19 protein-coding genes and 1 pseudogene are annotated in these 16,968 nt (G+C 75.3%); 6 read left to right on the top strand and 14 right to left on the bottom strand.

Going from position 1 to position 16,968, the window contains the following annotated elements:
• Positions 1–6 precede the first annotated feature (6 nt).
• The 3 genes from glp to OG767_RS04700 are packed head-to-tail and all read right to left on the bottom strand — an operon-like array spanning position 7 to position 4,502.
• Positions 7–1,320 carry a gephyrin-like molybdotransferase Glp gene (glp, locus tag OG767_RS04710; RefSeq protein ID WP_107157119.1) on the bottom strand — a complete coding sequence of 438 codons (1,314 nt, stop codon included), beginning with the start codon at positions 1,318–1,320 and terminating at the stop codon, positions 7–9.
• Positions 1,317–2,306 (bottom strand): UTP--glucose-1-phosphate uridylyltransferase, encoded by a 990-nt coding sequence (locus tag OG767_RS04705; protein ID WP_405092314.1) that lies wholly within the window; start codon positions 2,304–2,306, stop codon positions 1,317–1,319. Before OG767_RS04705 ends, glp begins: the two co-directional genes overlap by 4 nt.
• Before the next feature lie 9 nt (positions 2,307–2,315).
• Positions 2,316–4,502, bottom strand: a complete 2,187-nt coding sequence (locus OG767_RS04700; protein WP_405092313.1) for a diguanylate cyclase — start codon at positions 4,500–4,502, stop codon at positions 2,316–2,318.
• Positions 4,503–4,588: 86 nt separating this feature from the next.
• Here OG767_RS04700 and OG767_RS04695 point away from each other — a divergent pair, with 86 nt between their 5' ends.
• Positions 4,589–5,236 (top strand): 5-formyltetrahydrofolate cyclo-ligase, encoded by a 648-nt coding sequence (locus tag OG767_RS04695; protein ID WP_405092312.1) that lies wholly within the window; start codon positions 4,589–4,591, stop codon positions 5,234–5,236.
• Positions 5,193–5,441 (top strand): annotated as a pseudogene (locus OG767_RS04690) (FmdB family zinc ribbon protein); the annotation flags it as partial. The gene OG767_RS04695 and the pseudogene OG767_RS04690, both read left to right, overlap by 44 nt.
• A gap of 14 nt (positions 5,442–5,455) precedes the next feature.
• Here OG767_RS04690 and OG767_RS04685 read toward each other — a convergent pair.
• Positions 5,456–5,791 (bottom strand): hypothetical protein, encoded by a 336-nt coding sequence (locus OG767_RS04685; RefSeq protein ID WP_405094370.1) that lies wholly within the window; start codon positions 5,789–5,791, stop codon positions 5,456–5,458.
• Positions 5,792–5,875: 84 nt separating this feature from the next.
• Between OG767_RS04685 and OG767_RS04680 the strand changes: the two genes are divergently transcribed.
• The gene (locus tag OG767_RS04680) at positions 5,876–6,433 is read left to right on the top strand and encodes a flagellar biosynthesis protein FlgA (protein WP_405092311.1); all 558 of its coding nucleotides are present in this window, start codon (positions 5,876–5,878) and stop codon (positions 6,431–6,433) included.
• A gap of 189 nt (positions 6,434–6,622) precedes the next feature.
• Here the strand turns inward: OG767_RS04680 and OG767_RS04675 are convergent, their stop codons facing one another.
• A complete protein-coding gene (locus tag OG767_RS04675; protein WP_281943797.1) occupies positions 6,623–6,805 on the bottom strand; it encodes a hypothetical protein in 183 nt (60 codons plus the stop codon).
• A gap of 945 nt (positions 6,806–7,750) precedes the next feature.
• On the opposite strand from OG767_RS04675, the gene OG767_RS04670 reads away from it, so the two are divergent.
• Positions 7,751–8,035, top strand: coding sequence for a hypothetical protein (locus tag OG767_RS04670; RefSeq protein ID WP_405092310.1), 285 nt, complete (start codon positions 7,751–7,753; stop codon positions 8,033–8,035).
• A 196-nt stretch (positions 8,036–8,231) separates the two neighbouring features.
• Here the strand turns inward: OG767_RS04670 and OG767_RS04665 are convergent, their stop codons facing one another.
• Positions 8,232–8,714, bottom strand: a complete 483-nt coding sequence (locus OG767_RS04665) for a DUF2231 domain-containing protein (protein WP_405092309.1) — start codon at positions 8,712–8,714, stop codon at positions 8,232–8,234.
• Between the two features lie 167 nt (positions 8,715–8,881).
• Here OG767_RS04665 and OG767_RS04660 point away from each other — a divergent pair, with 167 nt between their 5' ends.
• Entirely contained in the window at positions 8,882–9,310 is a 429-nt protein-coding gene (locus OG767_RS04660; RefSeq protein WP_405092308.1) for a Fur family transcriptional regulator, read from the top strand.
• 59 nt (positions 9,311–9,369) lie between these two features.
• Entirely contained in the window at positions 9,370–10,221 is an 852-nt protein-coding gene (locus OG767_RS04655; protein ID WP_405092307.1) for an oxygenase MpaB family protein, read from the top strand.
• 110 nt (positions 10,222–10,331) lie between these two features.
• Here OG767_RS04655 and OG767_RS04650 read toward each other — a convergent pair whose 3' ends face one another.
• The 8 genes from OG767_RS04650 to OG767_RS04615 all read right to left on the bottom strand — a co-directional run bounded on the left by OG767_RS04650 (position 10,332) and on the right by OG767_RS04615 (position 16,922).
• Positions 10,332–11,285, bottom strand: a complete 954-nt coding sequence (locus OG767_RS04650) for a RecB family exonuclease (protein WP_405092306.1) — start codon at positions 11,283–11,285, stop codon at positions 10,332–10,334.
• Between the two features lie 42 nt (positions 11,286–11,327).
• Positions 11,328–11,942 carry a MarC family protein gene (locus OG767_RS04645; RefSeq protein ID WP_343443615.1) on the bottom strand — a complete coding sequence of 205 codons (615 nt, stop codon included), beginning with the start codon at positions 11,940–11,942 and terminating at the stop codon, positions 11,328–11,330.
• A 31-nt stretch (positions 11,943–11,973) separates the two neighbouring features.
• On the bottom strand, positions 11,974–12,840 hold the full coding sequence (locus tag OG767_RS04640; protein WP_405092305.1) for a PHP domain-containing protein: 867 nt from the start codon (positions 12,838–12,840) through the stop codon (positions 11,974–11,976).
• Positions 12,841–12,850: 10 nt separating this feature from the next.
• Complete coding sequence (locus OG767_RS04635) at positions 12,851–14,071, bottom strand: hypothetical protein (RefSeq protein ID WP_405092304.1); 1,221 nt, start codon at positions 14,069–14,071, stop codon at positions 12,851–12,853.
• A gap of 56 nt (positions 14,072–14,127) precedes the next feature.
• The gene (locus OG767_RS04630) at positions 14,128–14,964 is read right to left on the bottom strand and encodes a SigE family RNA polymerase sigma factor (RefSeq protein ID WP_405092303.1); all 837 of its coding nucleotides are present in this window, start codon (positions 14,962–14,964) and stop codon (positions 14,128–14,130) included.
• Positions 14,965–15,067: 103 nt separating this feature from the next.
• The gene (locus tag OG767_RS04625) at positions 15,068–15,940 is read right to left on the bottom strand and encodes a PH domain-containing protein (RefSeq protein ID WP_405092302.1); all 873 of its coding nucleotides are present in this window, start codon (positions 15,938–15,940) and stop codon (positions 15,068–15,070) included.
• 6 nt (positions 15,941–15,946) lie between these two features.
• Positions 15,947–16,105 (bottom strand): hypothetical protein, encoded by a 159-nt coding sequence (locus OG767_RS04620; RefSeq protein WP_013283898.1) that lies wholly within the window; start codon positions 16,103–16,105, stop codon positions 15,947–15,949.
• A 118-nt stretch (positions 16,106–16,223) separates the two neighbouring features.
• Positions 16,224–16,922 (bottom strand): DUF6758 family protein, encoded by a 699-nt coding sequence (locus OG767_RS04615; protein ID WP_405092301.1) that lies wholly within the window; start codon positions 16,920–16,922, stop codon positions 16,224–16,226.
• Positions 16,923–16,968 lie beyond the last annotated feature (46 nt).

Genomic DNA, 16,968 nt, shown 5'->3' with positions numbered 1-16,968 from the left:
TCGCACTCACCGGCGCCGGTCCAGCAGGAGCACGTCCACGGTGGAGCCGGCGGCGGCGGTGGTGACCCGCTCGCCGAGCACCAGCAGGCCGTTCGCCTCGGCCAGGCCGGAGAGCGTGTACGGCCCACCGGCCAGCGGCTGCACGGTGTAGCCGCCACCGCGCCGCTCGGCCACGTGCGCGGGGCGGAACTCGCGCAGCCCGCCCGGCGACGAGACGGTCTCCAGCAGGTGCGCGCGCACGCTGGGCCGGAACACCGGCTCGGCGCCGGCCAGCAGTTGGATGGCCGGGCGGGCCAGCACCTCGAAACCGATCAGCGCCGCGCCGGGCTCACCGGGAAGACACACCACCGGCACCTCCTCGGCGCCGACCGTACCGAACCCGAGCGCCGTGCCGGGATAGAGGGCCACCTCTGTGAAGGCCACCGGCCCGGCCCGGCCGCCGTCGCGGCGGGACAGGATGCGGCGGACCATGTCGCCCGGCCCGGTGCCGGTGCCGCCGGTGGTGATGATCAGGTCGGCCCGCAGCGTCTGGTCCTCCAGCAGGCCGCGCAGCGCCTCCGGGTCGTCGTCGCAGATCCCGACCCGGTACGCGAGCCCGCCCGCCTCGGCCGCCGCCGCGGTCAACGCGTGCGAGTTGGTGTCCACCACCTGGCCGGGCTGGCTGCCCCGTCCCACGTCGACGAGTTCGTCGCCGGTGGCCACGATGACCACCCGGGGGCTGGGCCGCACCACCACGTGCCCGATGCCGGTGGCGGCGAACACCGCGACCAGGGCCGGTGAGACGTACGCGCCGGCGCGGGCGAGCAGCGTGCCGGCGACGAGTTCCTCACCGGCGCGGCGCAGGCCGTACCCGCGCTTGGGCGCGCGGAAGATCTCCACGGCGGCCATGCCCTGGTCGGTCCACTCCACCGGCACCACCACGTCGGCGCCCACCGGCAGCGGCGCGCCGGCCGCCACCGAGAAGCAGGCGCCGGGGGTGAGCCGGACCGGCCGCCAGCTCGCCGCGCCCAGGTCACCGACCACGTTGAGCCGGATGCTGCGCCCGCCGCGGATACCGGAGGGGGCCGGGACGTAGCCCGGCCCCCGGCTCCCTCCGGAGATGTCCTCCCAGCGCGCGGCGTACCCGTCCACCGCCGCCTGGTCGAAGGCGGGGAACGAGTGCGGGGCGACCACGTCCTCGGCGAGCACGTTGCCGTACGCCTGGGTCAGGTCGAGGTCGAGCGGAGGCAGCGCGCGTAACCTGCGCAGCACGCTGCCCAGGTAGTCGGCGAGCGGCGTCAACTCGTTCGCGGCCGCCTCGGCGTCGGCCGTCGCGGTCATGTATCGGCACCGCCGGACGCGTTGCGCAGCCCGTTGAGGACCGCGTCGGTGACCGTCTCGTCGCCGTTGTTGACGAACTCCGCGAGCCACTTGCGGAACTCGGTGCCGATGTCCTCCCGCTCGGCGGCGATCTGCACCACGGTCTGGAGGTAGCCGAGCGGCATGCCGGTGTCGTAGCGGGTGCCCCGGTAGACGATGGCGTGCACCGGCACCCCTTCGGTGCGCAGCAGCTCCATCGCGTCGGTCAGTTGGATCTCGCCGCCGCTGCCCGGCTTCGTCCGCCGGATCGCGTCGAAGATCCGCCCCGGCAGCACGTACCGGCCGAGGACGGCCAGGTTGCTGGGCGCGTCCTCCGGGCTGGGCTTCTCCACCATGCCGGTGACCCTGACGACCTCGGCGATGTCGGCGTACTCCGATTCGGCCGGCTCGACCGAGGCGATGCCGTAACGGCTGGTCTCGGCCGGGTCGACCTCGAAGAACGCGAGCACCACGCCGCCGGTGCGGGCCTGGAGTTCCAGCATGGCCGGCAGCAGCGGCTCGGAGGGCTTGACGAACTCGTCGCCGAGCAGCACCGCGAAGGCGGCCTCACCGACGTGCGACTCGGCGAACCCGACGGCGTGGCCCAGGCCGAGCTGCTCCGGCTGGCGGACCGTGTGGACGGCGGCCAGTTCCTCGGTGCGCTTGACGGCGGCCAGCAGCTCGGGCTTCTTGGCGAGCCGTTCCTCCAGGTCGGGCCGCCGGTCGAAGTGGTCGACCATCGCGGTCTTGCCCCGCCCGGTGATCAGCAGCACGTCGGTGATGCCGGCCTGGGTGGCCTCCTCGACGATGTACTGGAGAACCGGCCGGTCGACGACCGGCAACAGCTCCTTCGGGACCGCCTTGGTGGCCGGCAGGAACCGGGTGGCCAGGCCGGCGGCCGGGATGACGGCCTTGACCGCACGGGAGCGACCGGGGGCCGCTGAGGGGTTCGCTGAGTGCTCCGACATGCCGCGAGACTATCGGCCACGGCTCTGCCGCGGCGGGTGAGGACCGGAAGACGCGCCGCCCTGCGCGGCGCCCGCCGGGTCCGCCGCGCCGGCCCGGGGCAGCCCGTCGGGCGGGCTGACGGTGGCGGCCACCACCGGAATCTCCTGGGTGGGAGCCGGATCTCCGACGGCTACGGGGGCCATCCGGTAGTCGTCCCGCCCGGCCGCCTTGGCCGCGTAGAGCGCGTCGTCGGCCGCGTCGAGCACCTGCTGGCCGCCGGCGGCGTGGTCCGGGTAGACAGCGATGCCGATGGAGACCGTCACCGGCACCCGCAGCGGCTCGTCGCCGTGCCCGTCGACCGGCACCGGCTGGTCCCGCACCACCGCCCCGAGCCGCTCGGCGACGATCGTGGCGCCCCGGGCGTCGGTCTCCGGCAGCAGCACCACGAACTCCTCGCCGCCCTGCCGGAACGCCAGGTCCACCTCGCGGATCACGCCGCGTACCCGGCGGGCGAACTCGACCAGCACGGCGTCCCCGGCGGCGTGCCCCCAGGTGTCGTTGACGTGCTTGAACCGGTCCAGGTCGAGTGCGAGCACGCTGAGCATGCGGCCGAACCGGTTCGCCCGTTCCACCTCCCGCCGGATCGACTCGCGCAGGTAGCGGTAGTTCCACAGCCCGGTCAGCGGATCGGTGAGCGAGAGCCGCTGCGCCTCCTCGTGCACCCGGACGTTCTCCACCGCCACCGCCGCGTGGCCGGCGAAGGTGCGCAGCGTGGCCAGGTCGTCGTCGTCGAACTCGTGCCCGCCGAGCCGGTCGTAGAGGGCCAGCACGCCGAGCGCCGCGCTGGGCGGCGCGGCCGGGTCGCCGTCCAGCGGCGGATGCCCGGGACGCTCCGGGCCGCGCGGGTCGGGGGCGGCGAACGGCACCGCCACGTACGTCTCGCAGGTCGGCTCCCCGGTCGGCGGGTCCGGCGCGGTCCAGCGGCCCCGCACCGGCTCGCCGGTGGCGGCCACCGCGCCGACCACGCCGGTGCCGACCGGCACCCGCAGCGTCGCCGGGTCCGCCGGGTCGTCGGTCGGCCAGCGCCCGGCCAGCCCCTCGACGCACTGGCCGACCAGCACGCCGTGACCGTCGAGCAGCAGCACCGCGCCGGCCCGCGCGCCGGCCCCGGCGATCGCGCTGTCCAGGATCACCCGCAGGATGCGTTGCAGGTCGTGCGTGCTGGCCAGCGTGTCGCCGAGCACGACGAGGTGGTTGCGGAGCTGGTCCCGGCTGCTGGTCAGCGCCGCCACGTAGCTGCCGGTCTCACGCATCATCCGGTTGAACGCGGCGGCCAGCCGCCCGATCTCGTCGCGGCTGCGGACCGGCACCCGCGCGGTCAGGTCGCCCTGCGCGACCCGGTCCACCGCGCCGGCCAGCTCGACCAGGGGCCGGGTCGTCACCCGGGCCAGTCGCCAGGCGGCCAGCACGGCCAGCAGCGCGGCCAGCGCCACCGCCGCGGCCAGCGCGCCGAACAGGACGGGTGGACGCCGGGCCGGCACCGAGAGCACCAACGGCAGCGGCTGCCCCGGGGCCGGCCCGACGCGACGCACGTACCGCCCGTCGCCGGTCCCGGCCACCCGGTCCCCGACCGCCTGGCCGGCGGCGGCCAGCACCGCTGCGCGTACCCCCGGGTCCTCGGTCGTGTGGGTGATCCGCCCGGGGCCGTCGAGGAGGGTGACGTCGACGCCGGTCACGGCCGCGAGCCGCGCCACGAAGGCCGGGTCGACGGGCTGCGCGGCGGCGACCGCGCCCAGGTCGGCGCCGGTCGGGTCGCGGAGCCGGACCTGGACGGCGAGCGCCCCCACCCGGCCGGTAGGCGCGCCGGCGCAGTCCTGCCACGGGCCGGCCGGCCCACCGGCGGTGGCGTAGGTGGTCCGGCCGGCGGCGTCGGCGATCACGACGGCGGTGGCCAGCCCCCGGCCGACCACCTGGTCGGCGGCGCGCGATCGGGCAACCGGGTCGGCCACCAGCGCGACCGCGTCGGCCGCCGCGCGCAGTTGCTGGCAGAGCGCGTCGACCGAGGTACGCACACCGGCCGCGGCCAGGCCCAGACGCTCGGTGGCGCGGCTGCGGTCGACCGCGCTGAGTGAGGCGCCGACGAAGAACGCGCCGAGCAGGACGGGGCCGAGGACCACCACGAGGAAGGCCACCGTCAACCGCCCGCGTAGCGTCAAAAGCCTTCCCCCCGGAAGTTCCGCGCCCTTTGGTGCGATGCTGACACAGAGCGACCGGTAGGCAAGCGTTGCGTCAGGAGTGTTGCGTGCCGGATTTTTCGGATGAGGTGCACGAGGCGAAGCGGGAACTGCGCGTCGCGCTGCTCGCCGCCCGCCGGTCGCTGTCCGCGCCGCGCCGCGCCGAGGCGGCGGCGTCCGTCCAGGCCGAGCTGACCGCCCTGGTACGCCGGCTGCGCCCGGCCCGGATGACCGCGTACGTGCCGGTCGCCTCCGAGCCCGGCGGGGACGATCTGCCGGAGGTGCTGCGGGCCGCGCTGCCGCCCGGGGCGGAGCTGTTGCTGCCGGTGCTCCGGGACGACCTGGACCTGGACTGGGCCGCCTACACCGGGCGGGAGTCGCTGCGCGCCGCCGGTCGAGGGCTGCGTGAGCCGACCGGCCCGCCGTGGGGGCGGACCGCCGTGGCCGGCGCGGACCTGGTGGTGGTGCCCGCGTTGGCGGTGGACCGCCGGGGCGTCCGGCTGGGCCGGGGCGGCGGCTCGTACGACCGGGCGCTGGCCCGGGTGCCCGCCACCGTGCCGACGGTGGCGCTGCTGCACGACGGGGAGTTGGTCACGGCCGTGCCCGCCGATCCGCACGACCGACCGGTGCACTGCGTGATCACGCCCGGGGACGGGCTGGTGGCGGTGCCGGATGTGGGACCGGGCGCTTCCGCTGGACGAATCCGGGTGCGATGACGCACCATTGGCACTCGAAGACCACGAGTGCCAGACCGGCCGTGCCAGAGATCCGGAGGAGAACGTGCCCACGTACCAGTACGCCTGCACCGCGTGCGGCCACCAGCTCGAGGCGGTGCAGTCCTTCTCGGACGAGCCGCTGACCGAGTGCCCGGCGTGTGAGGGGCGGCTGCGCAAGCTCTTCAACTCGGTCGGCATCGTGTTCAAGGGCTCCGGCTTCTACCGGACGGATTCCCGTTCGTCCGGTTCCGACAACGCGTCGAGCCCCGCGAGCAAGCCGGGGAAGTCCGACTCGTCCTCGTCCGACTCGTCGTCGTCCGGTTCGTCCTCGGGCTCGTCCTCGTCCTCCGGGTCGGGCTCCGGCTCGTCCGGCTCGGGGTCCGGCTCGTCCGGGTCGGGCTCGTCCGGCTCGGGCTCCGGCTCGGCCAGCAAGGCGCCGGCGGCCTCCAGCTCCTCCTGATCGCGCGCTGACCCGACGTGGCCGTCCCCGCCCCCGGGGCGGCCACTTCCGTGCCCGCCGTCGCCGGTTGTCCACAGGGCGGCCGGGTTGTCCACAGGCGCAGGCGACGGGGCGACGCGGCGGTACCGGGCGCGCCTAGCCTGCTGGCGAAACGGTCGGCCGGCGGGCGGGAGGCAGCGGTGACGGGTCGGGAGGCGACGTTACGGCCGGTGCGTTGGCGCGGGCTGCCCCGACGCCGCACGCTGGTGCGGGTGACGCTGGTCGCGGTGCTGCTGGGGCTGGCCGCGGCGGTGCTCCGGACCCCGGCCGGCTGTCCGCCCGGGTCACCGCCGTCCGGGTCGGCTCCGTCCGGGTCGGCTCCGTCCGGGTCGGCTCCGTCCGGGTCGGCTCCGCCCGGGTCGTCCACGGGCACCGGCGTCACGGCGTCCGCCGACGCACCGTCCGCCGGCCCTCAGCCGCTGCCCGACGGGTCGGTGGGCGTGCCGATCCGGCTGGCCGAACCAGCCGCGCTCGCGGTGCTGCGTCCGGGCGCCCGGGTCGACCTGCTGGTGGTGCCCGCCGGCGGCTCACCGGACCCCACGCTGCTCGCCCCGCGCGCGCTGGTGCTCGACGTGGTGGGGGCCCGCGGGGCGGTCGACGGCTCGTCCGCGCTCTATTTGGCTCTGCCGCCCGAGCAGGCCCGGCGCGCGGTCGGACTGCCCGAGGGCAGCCGCTTCGCCGTGGTGGTCCGCAGCTGACCACCGCCGCCCGGACCAGCCCGCGCCGCCCGGCAGGGGTCGGGCCTGTGCCGCACGGCGGGAGTCGGCCTGTGCCGCTCGGCGGGAAGTCGGCCTGTGCCGCTCGGCGGGAAGTCGGCCGGGGCCGCTCGGCGGGGAGCCAGCCTGCGCCGGCCCGGCGGGCAGCCGGCCGGGGCCGCCCGGCGGGGGTCAGCCCCAGTGCGGAGGACGCTCGGCGAGCAGCCAGTCGTCGTCGCCGCCGGGCCGCTCGCCCCAGCCGTGGTCGGTGTCGTCGGTGGTCTGCTCGGGCAGCACCACGAGGTCGTCGCTGAGGTCGACCACGCGGTCGTCGTCGCCGCGCGGGACGCGGATGCCGGGTTCGGTCACGAGCAGCAACGATACCGCCGCCGGGCGGGCCACCCCGCCCCTCGGTGACCCCGCCCGCAAATTCACGGAAAGAGGGGTCATTACGCGCCCAATAGCCACGCTTTCCGTGAATCAGCGGGCTGGACGGGGGGTGTGGGGTGTGGCGTGGGTGGGTCGGGCTTCGCCGCGTCGGGCGGCCGGTCGGCCGCGGCGTTGGTAGCGTCGGTCGGCGTGACGACGCCGAGTGGTGGCAGCACCGACGACGAGACCTGGCGACGCCCCGAGCAGCCGGCCGCCCCGGACGGGACACCGCTCGAGGACCAGCCCGCTGACCATCCGCCAGCCGGAGTGAGCCCCGAAACGCCCTCGGAGACAGATCCCACCGTCGACGCCGACCCGTCCGATGCCGACCTGGCCGATGCCGATCGCCCCGGGAGTACGGACGCGGACCTTCCATCCGGCACCGCTGCCATCGACCGCCCGACAACCGGCACCGGCGACGGTCCGGGCACTGGATCGACCGAACAGCCCACGATCGCGGCCGGCACGGTCACGTGGTCCGCCACCGGGACGGACCCGATCGAGCACTCCACCACCGGGACGGACCCGGTCGAGCACCCCACCACCGGGACGGACCCGATCGAGCACCCCACCACCGAGGCCGGCGGGGCCGAGCCACACACCGGACCGCATACGGCCGAACCGCACACCGCCCAACCGCACACGGCCGAACCGCACGGGACCGGACCGCAGGCCGCCGGGCCGCACACCACCGGGACGCACGGGACCGAGCCCTCAGCCGGTGGGGCCGGCGTGGTCGAGGGGGTCGCCAGCCCGTGGTCGCGCGCGGGTGCGGCGGAAAGCCCGTGGGCCAGGCCGGACCCGGCCGCACCGACCGGTGGCTGGACCGCGACCGGCGGCGAGTGGCCCGGCACGCCCGGGACCGCCGTCGACCCGGCAACCGGGGGGTATGTGGGTGGGCCGGCAACCGGCGGGTACCTCGGCGGGCCGCCCAACGTCGGCGGGCCGGCAACCGCCGGGTACGCCGGGCCGCCGCCGAGCACGCCGCCGCCCCCCGGCTGGCGACCGCCGGTGCACGTGCGGACGCCACCGCCCCGGCAGCTCCCGCCGCAGGACATGGCCGCCATGGACCGCTCGGAGCAGCGTGCCCAACAGCTCACCTACGGCATCGGCGCGGTCGTCGGCGTGGTGCTGGTGCTGCTGATGTGTCTGCTCTGCTCGCGGTTGCTGTTCTAGCGTCGGTGTCGCGGTCGCTCAACGCTGAAGCGCCGGCTGCCGTGTTCCGGCGTGTCGGGGCCGGCGACACTGAAGTGCGTGAAGCGATATACCCCAGGGTCATATTTATGACTCTGAGGTATATCGCTTCACACTTGATAGTTCCTTCGCCGGAAGTCACGCACGGTAGCTGGCGGCGAGGTGCAGCCCGTAGCCGTCAGACGATGCCGTCCCACACCATCTTGGCGCCGCTGTCACCGGTCAGGTAGACGTAGACCAGCGCGAACACGGCGAGCACGGCGGCCACGGCGGTGAGCGCCAGCGGCAGCCAGCGGGGCAGGTTCCGGGCCCGGGCGAGGCCCGCGGTGGACAGCAGCAGCAGGAGCGCCGCCACGGCCAGGCCGAGCGTGAACCAGAGCAGCGTCTCGCCGTACTCGGCATGCTCGTGGATCTTCTGAAGGCCCTCGGGCGGGTAGCCCCGCGACCGCAGCGCCTCCTCCAACTCCTCGCCCGACTCGGTCGCCACCCAGGCCACGATCGGGGTGACCACGGCCAGCGCCGCCACCGCCCAGTCCAGTCGGGGCCGCCAGCGGGGCAGTACGCCGTACGCGACGGTGAGCACGGCCAGCAGCGGCACCAGCACCACCACGGCGTGGACGACCAGAACGTGGCCCGGGAGGCCGTTGATTTCCCTGAACACCGACACCTCCGGCGAGTGGACGGATTCGCGCGGTCAGCGTACGACGCGGCGCCGCCGCACACCTGCTCACACGCACGGGTCGCCGCGCCGGTTCACGCGGCGGCCGGGGCCGGGCGTGGCGGAACGCTCACTTGTCGGCCCGGCCGGCTCCGTGCTGTCATGAGCGCATGGCCACGGGTGAGGAACTGCTCCGGTCGCGAGGGCTGCGGGTCACCCGGCCGCGGCTGGCCGTGCTCGCCGTGCTCGCCGACGGCGGTCACCTGGAGGTCGACGAGATCACCCGGCGGGTCCGCGAACGGCTCGACTCGGTCTCCACCCAGGCGGTCTACGACGTGCTGGGCGCGCTCTCCCGCGCCGGCCTGTCCCGGCGGATCGAACCGGCCGGCAGTCCCGCCCGGTACGAGGGCCGCGTGGGCGACAACCACCACCACGTGGTGTGCCGTGGCTGCGGCGTGATCGCCGATGTCGACTGCGCGGTCGGCAGCGCCCCCTGCCTGGACCCGAACGAGGCCCACGGCTTTCAGCTCGACGAGGCGGAAGTGACGTTCTGGGGTCTCTGCCCGGCCTGCCAGTCCCGTCGTTCCGCCGACGACTGAGCCGGCCCGACTGAGCCGGCCCGACCGGGCCGGTCCGGCCGGCGTGGCACTCTTGATCGGTGGACACCGACGACCTCGGCCTGTTCGGTCCGGGATCGGTCACGTGGAAGGTGCACGAGGAACCGATCCTGATCGTCGCCGGCCTGCGCTCGCTCTACCTGCAGGCGTTGCACCCACGCGCGATGGCGGGCGTCGCGCAGAACAGCAACTACCGCGCCGACGCGTGGGGCCGGCTGGTCCGGACCTCGACCTACGTGGCGACGACGATCTACGGCACCACCGCCGAGGCGGAGGCAGCCGGCCGGCGACTGCGGACACTGCACGCCCGGATGCGCGCCACCGACCCGGTCACCGGCGAGGAGTTCCGCGTCGACGAGCCGGACCTGCTGCGGTGGGTGCACGTCACCGAGGTCGAGTCGTTCGTGAGCACCGCCCGCCGGGCCGGGCTCGCGCTGACCGACGACGAGGTGGACGGCTACTACACCGAGCAGCGCCGGGCCGCGGCCCTGGTCGGCCTGGACCCGGCCGGGGTGCCGGGCACCGCCGCCGAGATCGAGGCCTACTACCGGGACGTACGCCCGGAGCTGCGGATGACCCGCGAGGCGGCCGAGACCGCGCTGTTCCTGACCGCTCCGCCGATCCCCTGGAAGCTCAGCCTGCCGGCGCGGCTCGGCCTGAACCTCGGCCCGCCGCGCTGGGCGTACCTCGGGGTGGCCGGCACCGCGTTGGGTCTGCTGCCGCCCTGGGCGCTGCGGCTCTACGGCGGGCTGGGCCTGCCCACCACCGCGCTGTCGGCGGAGGTGGGTGTGCGGGCGTTGCGGCTGGCGCTGGCGGCGGTGCCGCGGCGCTATCGGGAGGGGCCGTTGCAGCAGGCCGCCAAGGAACGCGCCGCCCGCCTCGCGGCGGCCTGAGCCGGCGGCTGCGGCGGCGGCCTGAGCCGGCGGCCTGAGCCGGCGGCTGCGGCGGCCGGCAGCGGCGACAGCGCGGGTGCCGATGAGGGCTGCGGCAGCGGGTGCCGGTTTCAGCCGGCGTCGGTGGTGGGCTGCGCGGGGCGGTCGACGGCGGACCACGGCTCCTTGCCGGGGACCTGCGCGCCGGTGGGGCAGGTGCGCCGGTAGTCGCACCAGCCGCAGCGCGGCCCCGCCTCGGTGGGGAACGCCTCGTCGGGGTCGGCCCCGTCGGCGACCGCCCGCTCGGCGGCCATGATGTCGCGGGCGGTGTCCTCCGCGCGGGTGAGCTGCCGGTGCAGCGACTCCGGGGTGTGCTCGTGCGCGGCGACCGTGCCGGTGGGCAGGTGGTGCAGCTCGACCCGGCGGCACGGCCGCCGGAACACCCGCTCGGCCGCGTACGCGTAGAGCGCGAGCGCCTGCGAGCCGCGCGCGTCGTCGGCGTCGAGCCCGGTGCGGCCGGTCTTGTAGTCGACGATGACCAGCTCGGGTCGCCCGTCAGGGCCGGGGCGGGAGTCGATCCGGTCGGTGCGGCCGTTGAAGGCGAGCACCGCGGTCTTCACCGCCACCACCCGCTCCACCCCGACCGGCTCGTCGGCCGGGTCGAGGCCCGCCACGTAGGACTCCAGCCAGGTCAGTGCCCGCCGGAACGCGTCGCGCTCCTGCTCGTCGTCGCGGTAGCCCTCGCGCACCCAGGTGCCCTTGAGCAGCGTGCCGAGCACCTCGGGGCGGCGGCGGTCGGGGGCCAACGCATACCAGTTCTTGAGCGCGGTGTGGACGCTGGCGCCGAGCGAGTTGTGCGCCCACGGCGGCCCCTTCGGCGGGGCGGGCCGGTCCACGTACGCGTAGCGGTAGCGCCGGGGGCAGTCGGCGTAGGCGCCGAGCTTGCTGGGTGTGCAGACGAAGAGCCGTTCCGGCATGCCCTCGAAGCCGAGCTGCTCGGCCTGCTCGGCGCGGGGCCGGGGCGCCCGGCCGCCGGTGGGTCGGCTGCTCGACGCGGGGCGGCCGGTCGATGGGGGTCGTCGCACGCCTGCGATCCTGCCACCCGGGTCCGACACCGGACGACAGGCTCAGGCGTTGTTGACGTATTCGGTCACGAACGCGGCGATCGCGTCGGCGATGAGCTGCACCGCGATGGCGGCCAGCAGCAGGCCGGCGATCCGGGTGAGCACCTCGATGCCGCCCGGGCGGAGCACCTTGACGATCCCGCCGGAGAAGCGCAGCACCACCCAGACCGCGACCATCACCGCGACGATGGCCAGCGCGATGGCGACGTAGTCGGTGACGCCGCCGGCCTGCTGCACGAACAGCATGGTGGCCACGATCGCGCCCGGCCCGGCCAGCAGCGGGGTGCCCAACGGCACCAGCGCGATGTTGGAGGTGACCTGCTGGCTCGGGTCGTCCGCCTTGCCGGTCAGCAGCTCCAATGCGACGAGTATCAGCAGCAGCCCGCCGGCGGCCTGCAACGCGGGCAGGTCGACGTGCAGGTAGGCCAGGATCGTCTGCCCCGCCACCGCGAAGATCACGATGACCCCGAGCGCCAGCGCCACGGCCTGCCAGGCGGCCCGGTTCCGGTCGCGGGCGGGCAGCGGCCCGGTGAGCGCGAGGAAGATGGGCATCATTCCGGGCGGGTCGACGATCACCAGCAGGGTCACGAAGACCTCGCCGAAGAGCTTGAGATCCACGCGGACACGGTAGCCGTGCCGCCGGAACGCTTCAGCCTGAAGCGACCGGGGTCACCCCCCGGGCCAGCGCGACGATCCGCTCGTACGCCTCGGGGGCGGTGGTGTACGCGCCGAGCCGGACCGTCTTGTGCGTGCCGTGGAAGTCCGACGCGCCGGTGACCAGCAGCCCCAGCTCCGCGGCGAGCCGGCGGACGTGCTCCCGTTCGGCCGGGCTGTGGTCCTCGTGGTCGGCCTCCAGGCCGGCCAGTCCGGCCGCCGCCAACGCCGCGACCAGCTCGTCGGGCACGATCCGGCCGCGCCGGCTGGCCCTCGGGTGGGCGAAGACGGGCACCCCGCCGGCGGCCCGGACCAGCGCGACCGCCCGGAACACGTCGATGTCGTCCTTGGGCAAGCGGTACCGCTCCCCCAGCCAGCCCCTGCCGAACGCCTCGGTGGTGGTGGCGACCAGGCCGGCCCGGATCAGCGCCTGCGCGATGTGCGGCCGGCCGACCGTTCCGCCGGCCGCCCCGGCCAGGATCTCCGACCAGCTCACCGGGATGCCGTCGGCCTGGAGCAGCCGGACGATCCGCTCGCCGCGTTCCTCGCGGGCCCGCCGGACCCGGGCCAGTTCGGCGGCCAGCTCCGGCTCGGCCGGGTCGAAGAGGTACGCGAGCAGGTGCAGCGGCAGCGCCGGCTCGGTGCCGGACCAGCGGCAGGAGAGTTCCGCACCGCGGACCAGGGTGAGACCGGACGGCAGGGCGGCGACGGCCGCCGCCCAGCCGGCCGTGGTGTCGTGGTCGGTCAGGGCCACCACGTCGAGCCCGGCGTCGGCGGCGGCCCGGACCAGTTCGGCCGGGCCGAGCGTGCCGTCGCTGGCGGTGGAGTGGGTGTGCAGGTCGATGCGGGCGGGAACGCTCACCGGCCCGACGCTACGCCCCGTCGGGCAGCGCGGGGGTGTCGGCCACCACCACCGGCCGTTGCCCGGGCGCCATCCCGTCGATCGTGGACGGGGTCGGGCGTTCGCCGGCCAGCACCCGTTCCGGCCGGACCCGGACCAGCCCGCCGGCGGCGTCCACGTGCAACGCGACACCGGCCCGGGTCCAGGCCACCGGGCCGACCAGCTTCGGGCCGGCCGGGTGGGTCGCCGGCGCGGCGGCCGGGTCGGCCAGGTCGATCAGCAGGGCGGTACGCCCGGTGCCGTTCGCCAGCAGCCACCGCCCGTCCGGCGAGACGGCGCCGAGCCCGTCGGCGGTCAGCTCGGCGACGCAGCCGGTCCGGGTCGGGGTGAGACCGCGGCCCGGGTCGAGCAGTGCCACGCAGGGCCGCTGCGCCGGCCCGGTGGTGACCAGGGCGACGAGCCGGCCGTCCGGACGGGTGCCGTAGACGACGCGGACGTTCGGGTTCACGGTGCCCGGCACGCCGCCCATCGCCCGCCGCCAGACGCTCATACCACCCTGGCCGGGCTGGGCGATCAGCACGTCGTCGCCGGTGAAGCCGACCGGCACGACGCCGGTCGGCGCGCTCACCCGGCTGGGCGCGATGAGCTGGCCGGCGACCACGCTGGCGGCGACCACGTCCGTGCCGTCCCGCCAGGCCACCTGCCGGCCGTCCGCGGAGACCGCGACCGCGTCCGCGGCGGCGAGCATCACCTGCGGCGTGCCCCCGTCGGCCGACACCCACCAGAGGGTACGGCCGGCAGCGGTGGCGGCCGAGGTGAGCAGCCAGCCCTCCCCGTCGTGGATCCGCTGTGCCCGTTCGACGCCGTCCACGCCGGTCAGCTCCCGGCGCTGGCCGCCGCTGGTGTCGAGCTGGTCACCGACGAGCAGGTCGAGTTCGGCGCGGACCGGCCCCGGCCGGTACACCGGCGTCGGCTCGCTGGGCAGCGGGGAGAGGGAGAGCCCGGGCGGGTCGCCGAGCACCACGGTCGGCGTGCCGCCGCGCCCGCCCGGCCCGCTGAGCTGCACCATGCCGGTGGTGACCAGCACCGTCGCGACGCCGGCCAGGGCCAGGCCGGTGAGCGTCCGGCGGCGTCCGGTGCGGCGGGCCCGGCGCAGCACCTCCCCCGCCGGGTCGGCGCGGCGCGGCGCGGGCGTGTCGACCCGGCGGGAGAACGTCTCCCGCAGCGCCCGTTCCAGCTCGGCCTCGCCCACGGGGAGTGGACGCTCCGGGCTGCTGGTTCGGTTGTCACCGGAGGGCCGGACGCCGCTCATCGGGTCTCCGCCGGGATCGGGGCGGCGGGGCGGACCGGGGCCGGCGCGGTCGCCGCCGGCGGCGCGGCCGGGGCGGCGGGTTCCCGCGTGGACCCGGCCGGAAGTCGCGGCGTCGACGTCTCGACGGATGACGGCGTGGAGCCGGCCGGACGGCGAGCGGGTCGGGAGGCGGCCGGCTGCCGGGCCGACCCGGCCGGGAGGCGGGACGTCGGCGGCACGACGGGCTGCCGGGCCGCCGGCGCGCGCCCGACCCGCGGACCGGCCGGGGCCGGCAGGACGCGGGGTGTCGTGGGGGCCGGGGCGGGTGCCGGGGCCGGCTCTCCCGGCAGGCCCAGGGCGGCCTCCGAGCCGAGGCGGCGGCGCAGCGTGTTCAACGCCCGGGAGGTCTGACTCTTGACCGTGCCCGGGGAGATCTCCAGCAGGGCGGCCGTCTGCGCCTCCGACATGTCCTCGTAGAAGCGGAGCACCAGCACGGCCCGCTGGCGGGCGGGCAACGCCTGGAGGTGCCGCCAGAGCGCGTCCCGGTCGAGCTGGTGTTCGATCTCGTCGACGCCGGCCCGCTCGGGCAGCACCTCGGTCGGCCGTTCCCCGTGCCAGCGGCGACGCCACCAACTGGTCGACGTGTTGACCAGGACCCGGCGGGCGTACGGCTCGATGGCGTCGATCCCGCCGAGCCGCTTCCAGGCCAGGTAGGTCTTGGTCAGCGCGGTCTGGAGCAGGTCCTCGGCGGTCGCCCAGTCACCGGCCAGCAGATAGGCGGTACGCAGCAGGGCGCCGGACCGGGCCGCGACGAACTCGCGGAACTCCTCCTCCAGCGGATCCCTGCTCGCCACGCCCACCTCCGCGCCCCCGTCCTGCCTGGCAGGCTCCCACGACCGAGCGGGTCGGGTCGACGGCGAAAGGTGCGCAGTCCTTGAGATGTTCGGACGAAAAGTTTCAGGCGCCGTCGTCGGCCTTGGCCTCGTCGGCCTCCTTGCCCAACCGCGCCTCGACGGCCTGCGGCTCGTACATCTCCTCCACCACGCGCAGGTAGAGCTCGTTCGGGTTGGGCAGGTTCTTGACCTCGCGGAGCGCCTGCTCCTGACCCGCCGACTCCAGCACGAACGTGCCGTAGTTGAGGGCCCGGCCGGTCGGGGTCTGTTCGTACTTCATGTCGGTGACCCGGACCAGCGGCATCATCGCGACCCGGCGGGTGATGATGCCGTTGACCACCATCACCCGCTTGTTGGTCAGGATGAAGCGGTCGTACCACCAGTCGGCGACGCGCCAGGCGACCCAGCCCATCACCGCGAACCAGAGCAGCACCGCGATGGTGGTCAGCGCGCCGACGTCCCGCCCGGCGAGGAAGCCGGAGAGGTAGCCGAGCACGAACGTGGCCGCGATGCCGACGATGATCGGTGTGCTGAGGTGGATCCAGTGCCGCTTCCACTCGCCCCGGTAGCGCTCGGTGGGGAAGAGGTAGCGCGCGACCAGCGAGCTGGGCTCGTCCTCCAGGGGCAGCACCCGGCGCGGGGCCATGCCGGAGGCGTCGACCCGGAGACCGGCCAGCTCCTCCTCGGAGATCGGCTGCTCCGGATAGCCCTCCGGGTCACGCGCCCAGGCGCGACCGGAGCGACCCTCACCGGCGAAACCCGGTCCGTCGCCGAACGCGGCGCCGTCCGAGAGGGAGGGGCCGGCCCCGTAGCCGGGACCGGCGCCGTAGCCGGGACCGTCGTCCGGGTCGATCCGGGGGATCGGCTCGGTGTCGCGCTCCCGGCGTGCCCGGTCGGGATCGTCCGGGTCGAAGGGTGGACCGGAAGGGCTTCCCATGGCCGGCTAGGCGACCAGGTTGGTGAAGAAATCACCGAAGCCCTGCGCGATGTCCATGATGCCGCCACCGAGAGACTTGAACACGTCGGCTGCCGAGTTGGGTCGGTAGGCGACGAAGAAGATCAAGAATGCGATGCCGGCCCAGGTGAGGACCTTCTTGACCATAGCGGGCCATCCTCTCGCGCGGAGCCGGGTCCAAGTACCGCAGCGGCACCCAGAGTATCAGCATGGTGTCTTACCGTGAATATCTGCGTCCGTTCCCCGACTCGCCGGTGCCGGCCGGTCAGGCCTGCCCGTGCAGGTACGGGGACGGTGCGCCGTACACGAGCTCGGGCGGTGTCCACTCGGTGAGGTCGCACAGGACGACTTCTTCCGCGAGGAGGTGACCCGCGCTCGCCGGCCAGGCTATCGCATGGAGCCACATTCCCCGAGCCTCTCCGGCGTACGCGCTTCGATCCGTTTCGGACCGGACGAGCCACAGTGGAGTCGGATGGCCGGCCACCCGGATCTTCGCGTGCGGCACACGCTCCGGGTGACCAGGGCCGGGATCGGTCAGCGCCTCCTCGACCTGGGGGCCGGGATCGGGGCCGGGCAGTCCCGCGAAGCGGGATCCCAGGCCCACACCGGGCTCCTCGGCGACGAAGATGAGGTCGGCCGGTCCACCGTCGAGCGGCGCCGGGCCGGCGCAGGCGACCACCGTGGCCCGGATGCCGGCCCGGTCGTCGCCCGCCCAGGCCACGCCGGTCAGCGTCCAACCCGGTGGGAGCGGCCACGGACACCAGAGCGGCACGCCGGGCCGGTCGGGCGTGTCGCCGTCGGCGGCCACCCGCTCGACCACGCTCGCCATGATCTCGGCGCCGATATGCTCCGGCACGTGCAGGGGCGGGACCGGGCCGCAGCGCAGGCACCGGTACTCGCCGTGCATCAGGTCCGGCTCGCGTACCGGGCCCGCACATCTCGGACAACTCACCGCGACAGTCACGCCTTCACCGTCCCGCCGGGGCGGCGGGCCGTCAAGCGGGGCGGGC

The sequence above is a fragment of the Micromonospora sp. NBC_01392 genome (genome assembly GCF_045040125.1).
In the GTDB taxonomy this organism is placed as follows: domain Bacteria; phylum Actinomycetota; class Actinomycetes; order Mycobacteriales; family Micromonosporaceae; genus Micromonospora.
The sequence above is the reverse complement of the archived record's forward strand: the minus strand, read 5'-3'. Positions and strand labels throughout refer to the sequence as shown.

Excerpts from the sequence above, each read along its gene's own strand:
- glp (WP_107157119.1), bottom strand. The coding sequence starts at position 1,320 with ATGACCGCGACGGCCGACGCCGAGGCGGCCGCGAACGAGTTGACGCCG.
- OG767_RS04705 (WP_405092314.1), bottom strand. The coding sequence starts at position 2,306 with ATGTCGGAGCACTCAGCGAACCCCTCAGCGGCCCCCGGTCGCTCCCGT.
- OG767_RS04660 (WP_405092308.1), top strand. The coding sequence starts at position 8,882 with ATGGCCACGGGTGAGGAACTGCTCCGGTCGCGAGGGCTGCGGGTCACC.
- OG767_RS04625 (WP_405092302.1), bottom strand. The coding sequence starts at position 15,940 with ATGGGAAGCCCTTCCGGTCCACCCTTCGACCCGGACGATCCCGACCGG.
- OG767_RS04620 (WP_013283898.1), bottom strand. The coding sequence starts at position 16,105 with ATGGTCAAGAAGGTCCTCACCTGGGCCGGCATCGCATTCTTGATCTTC.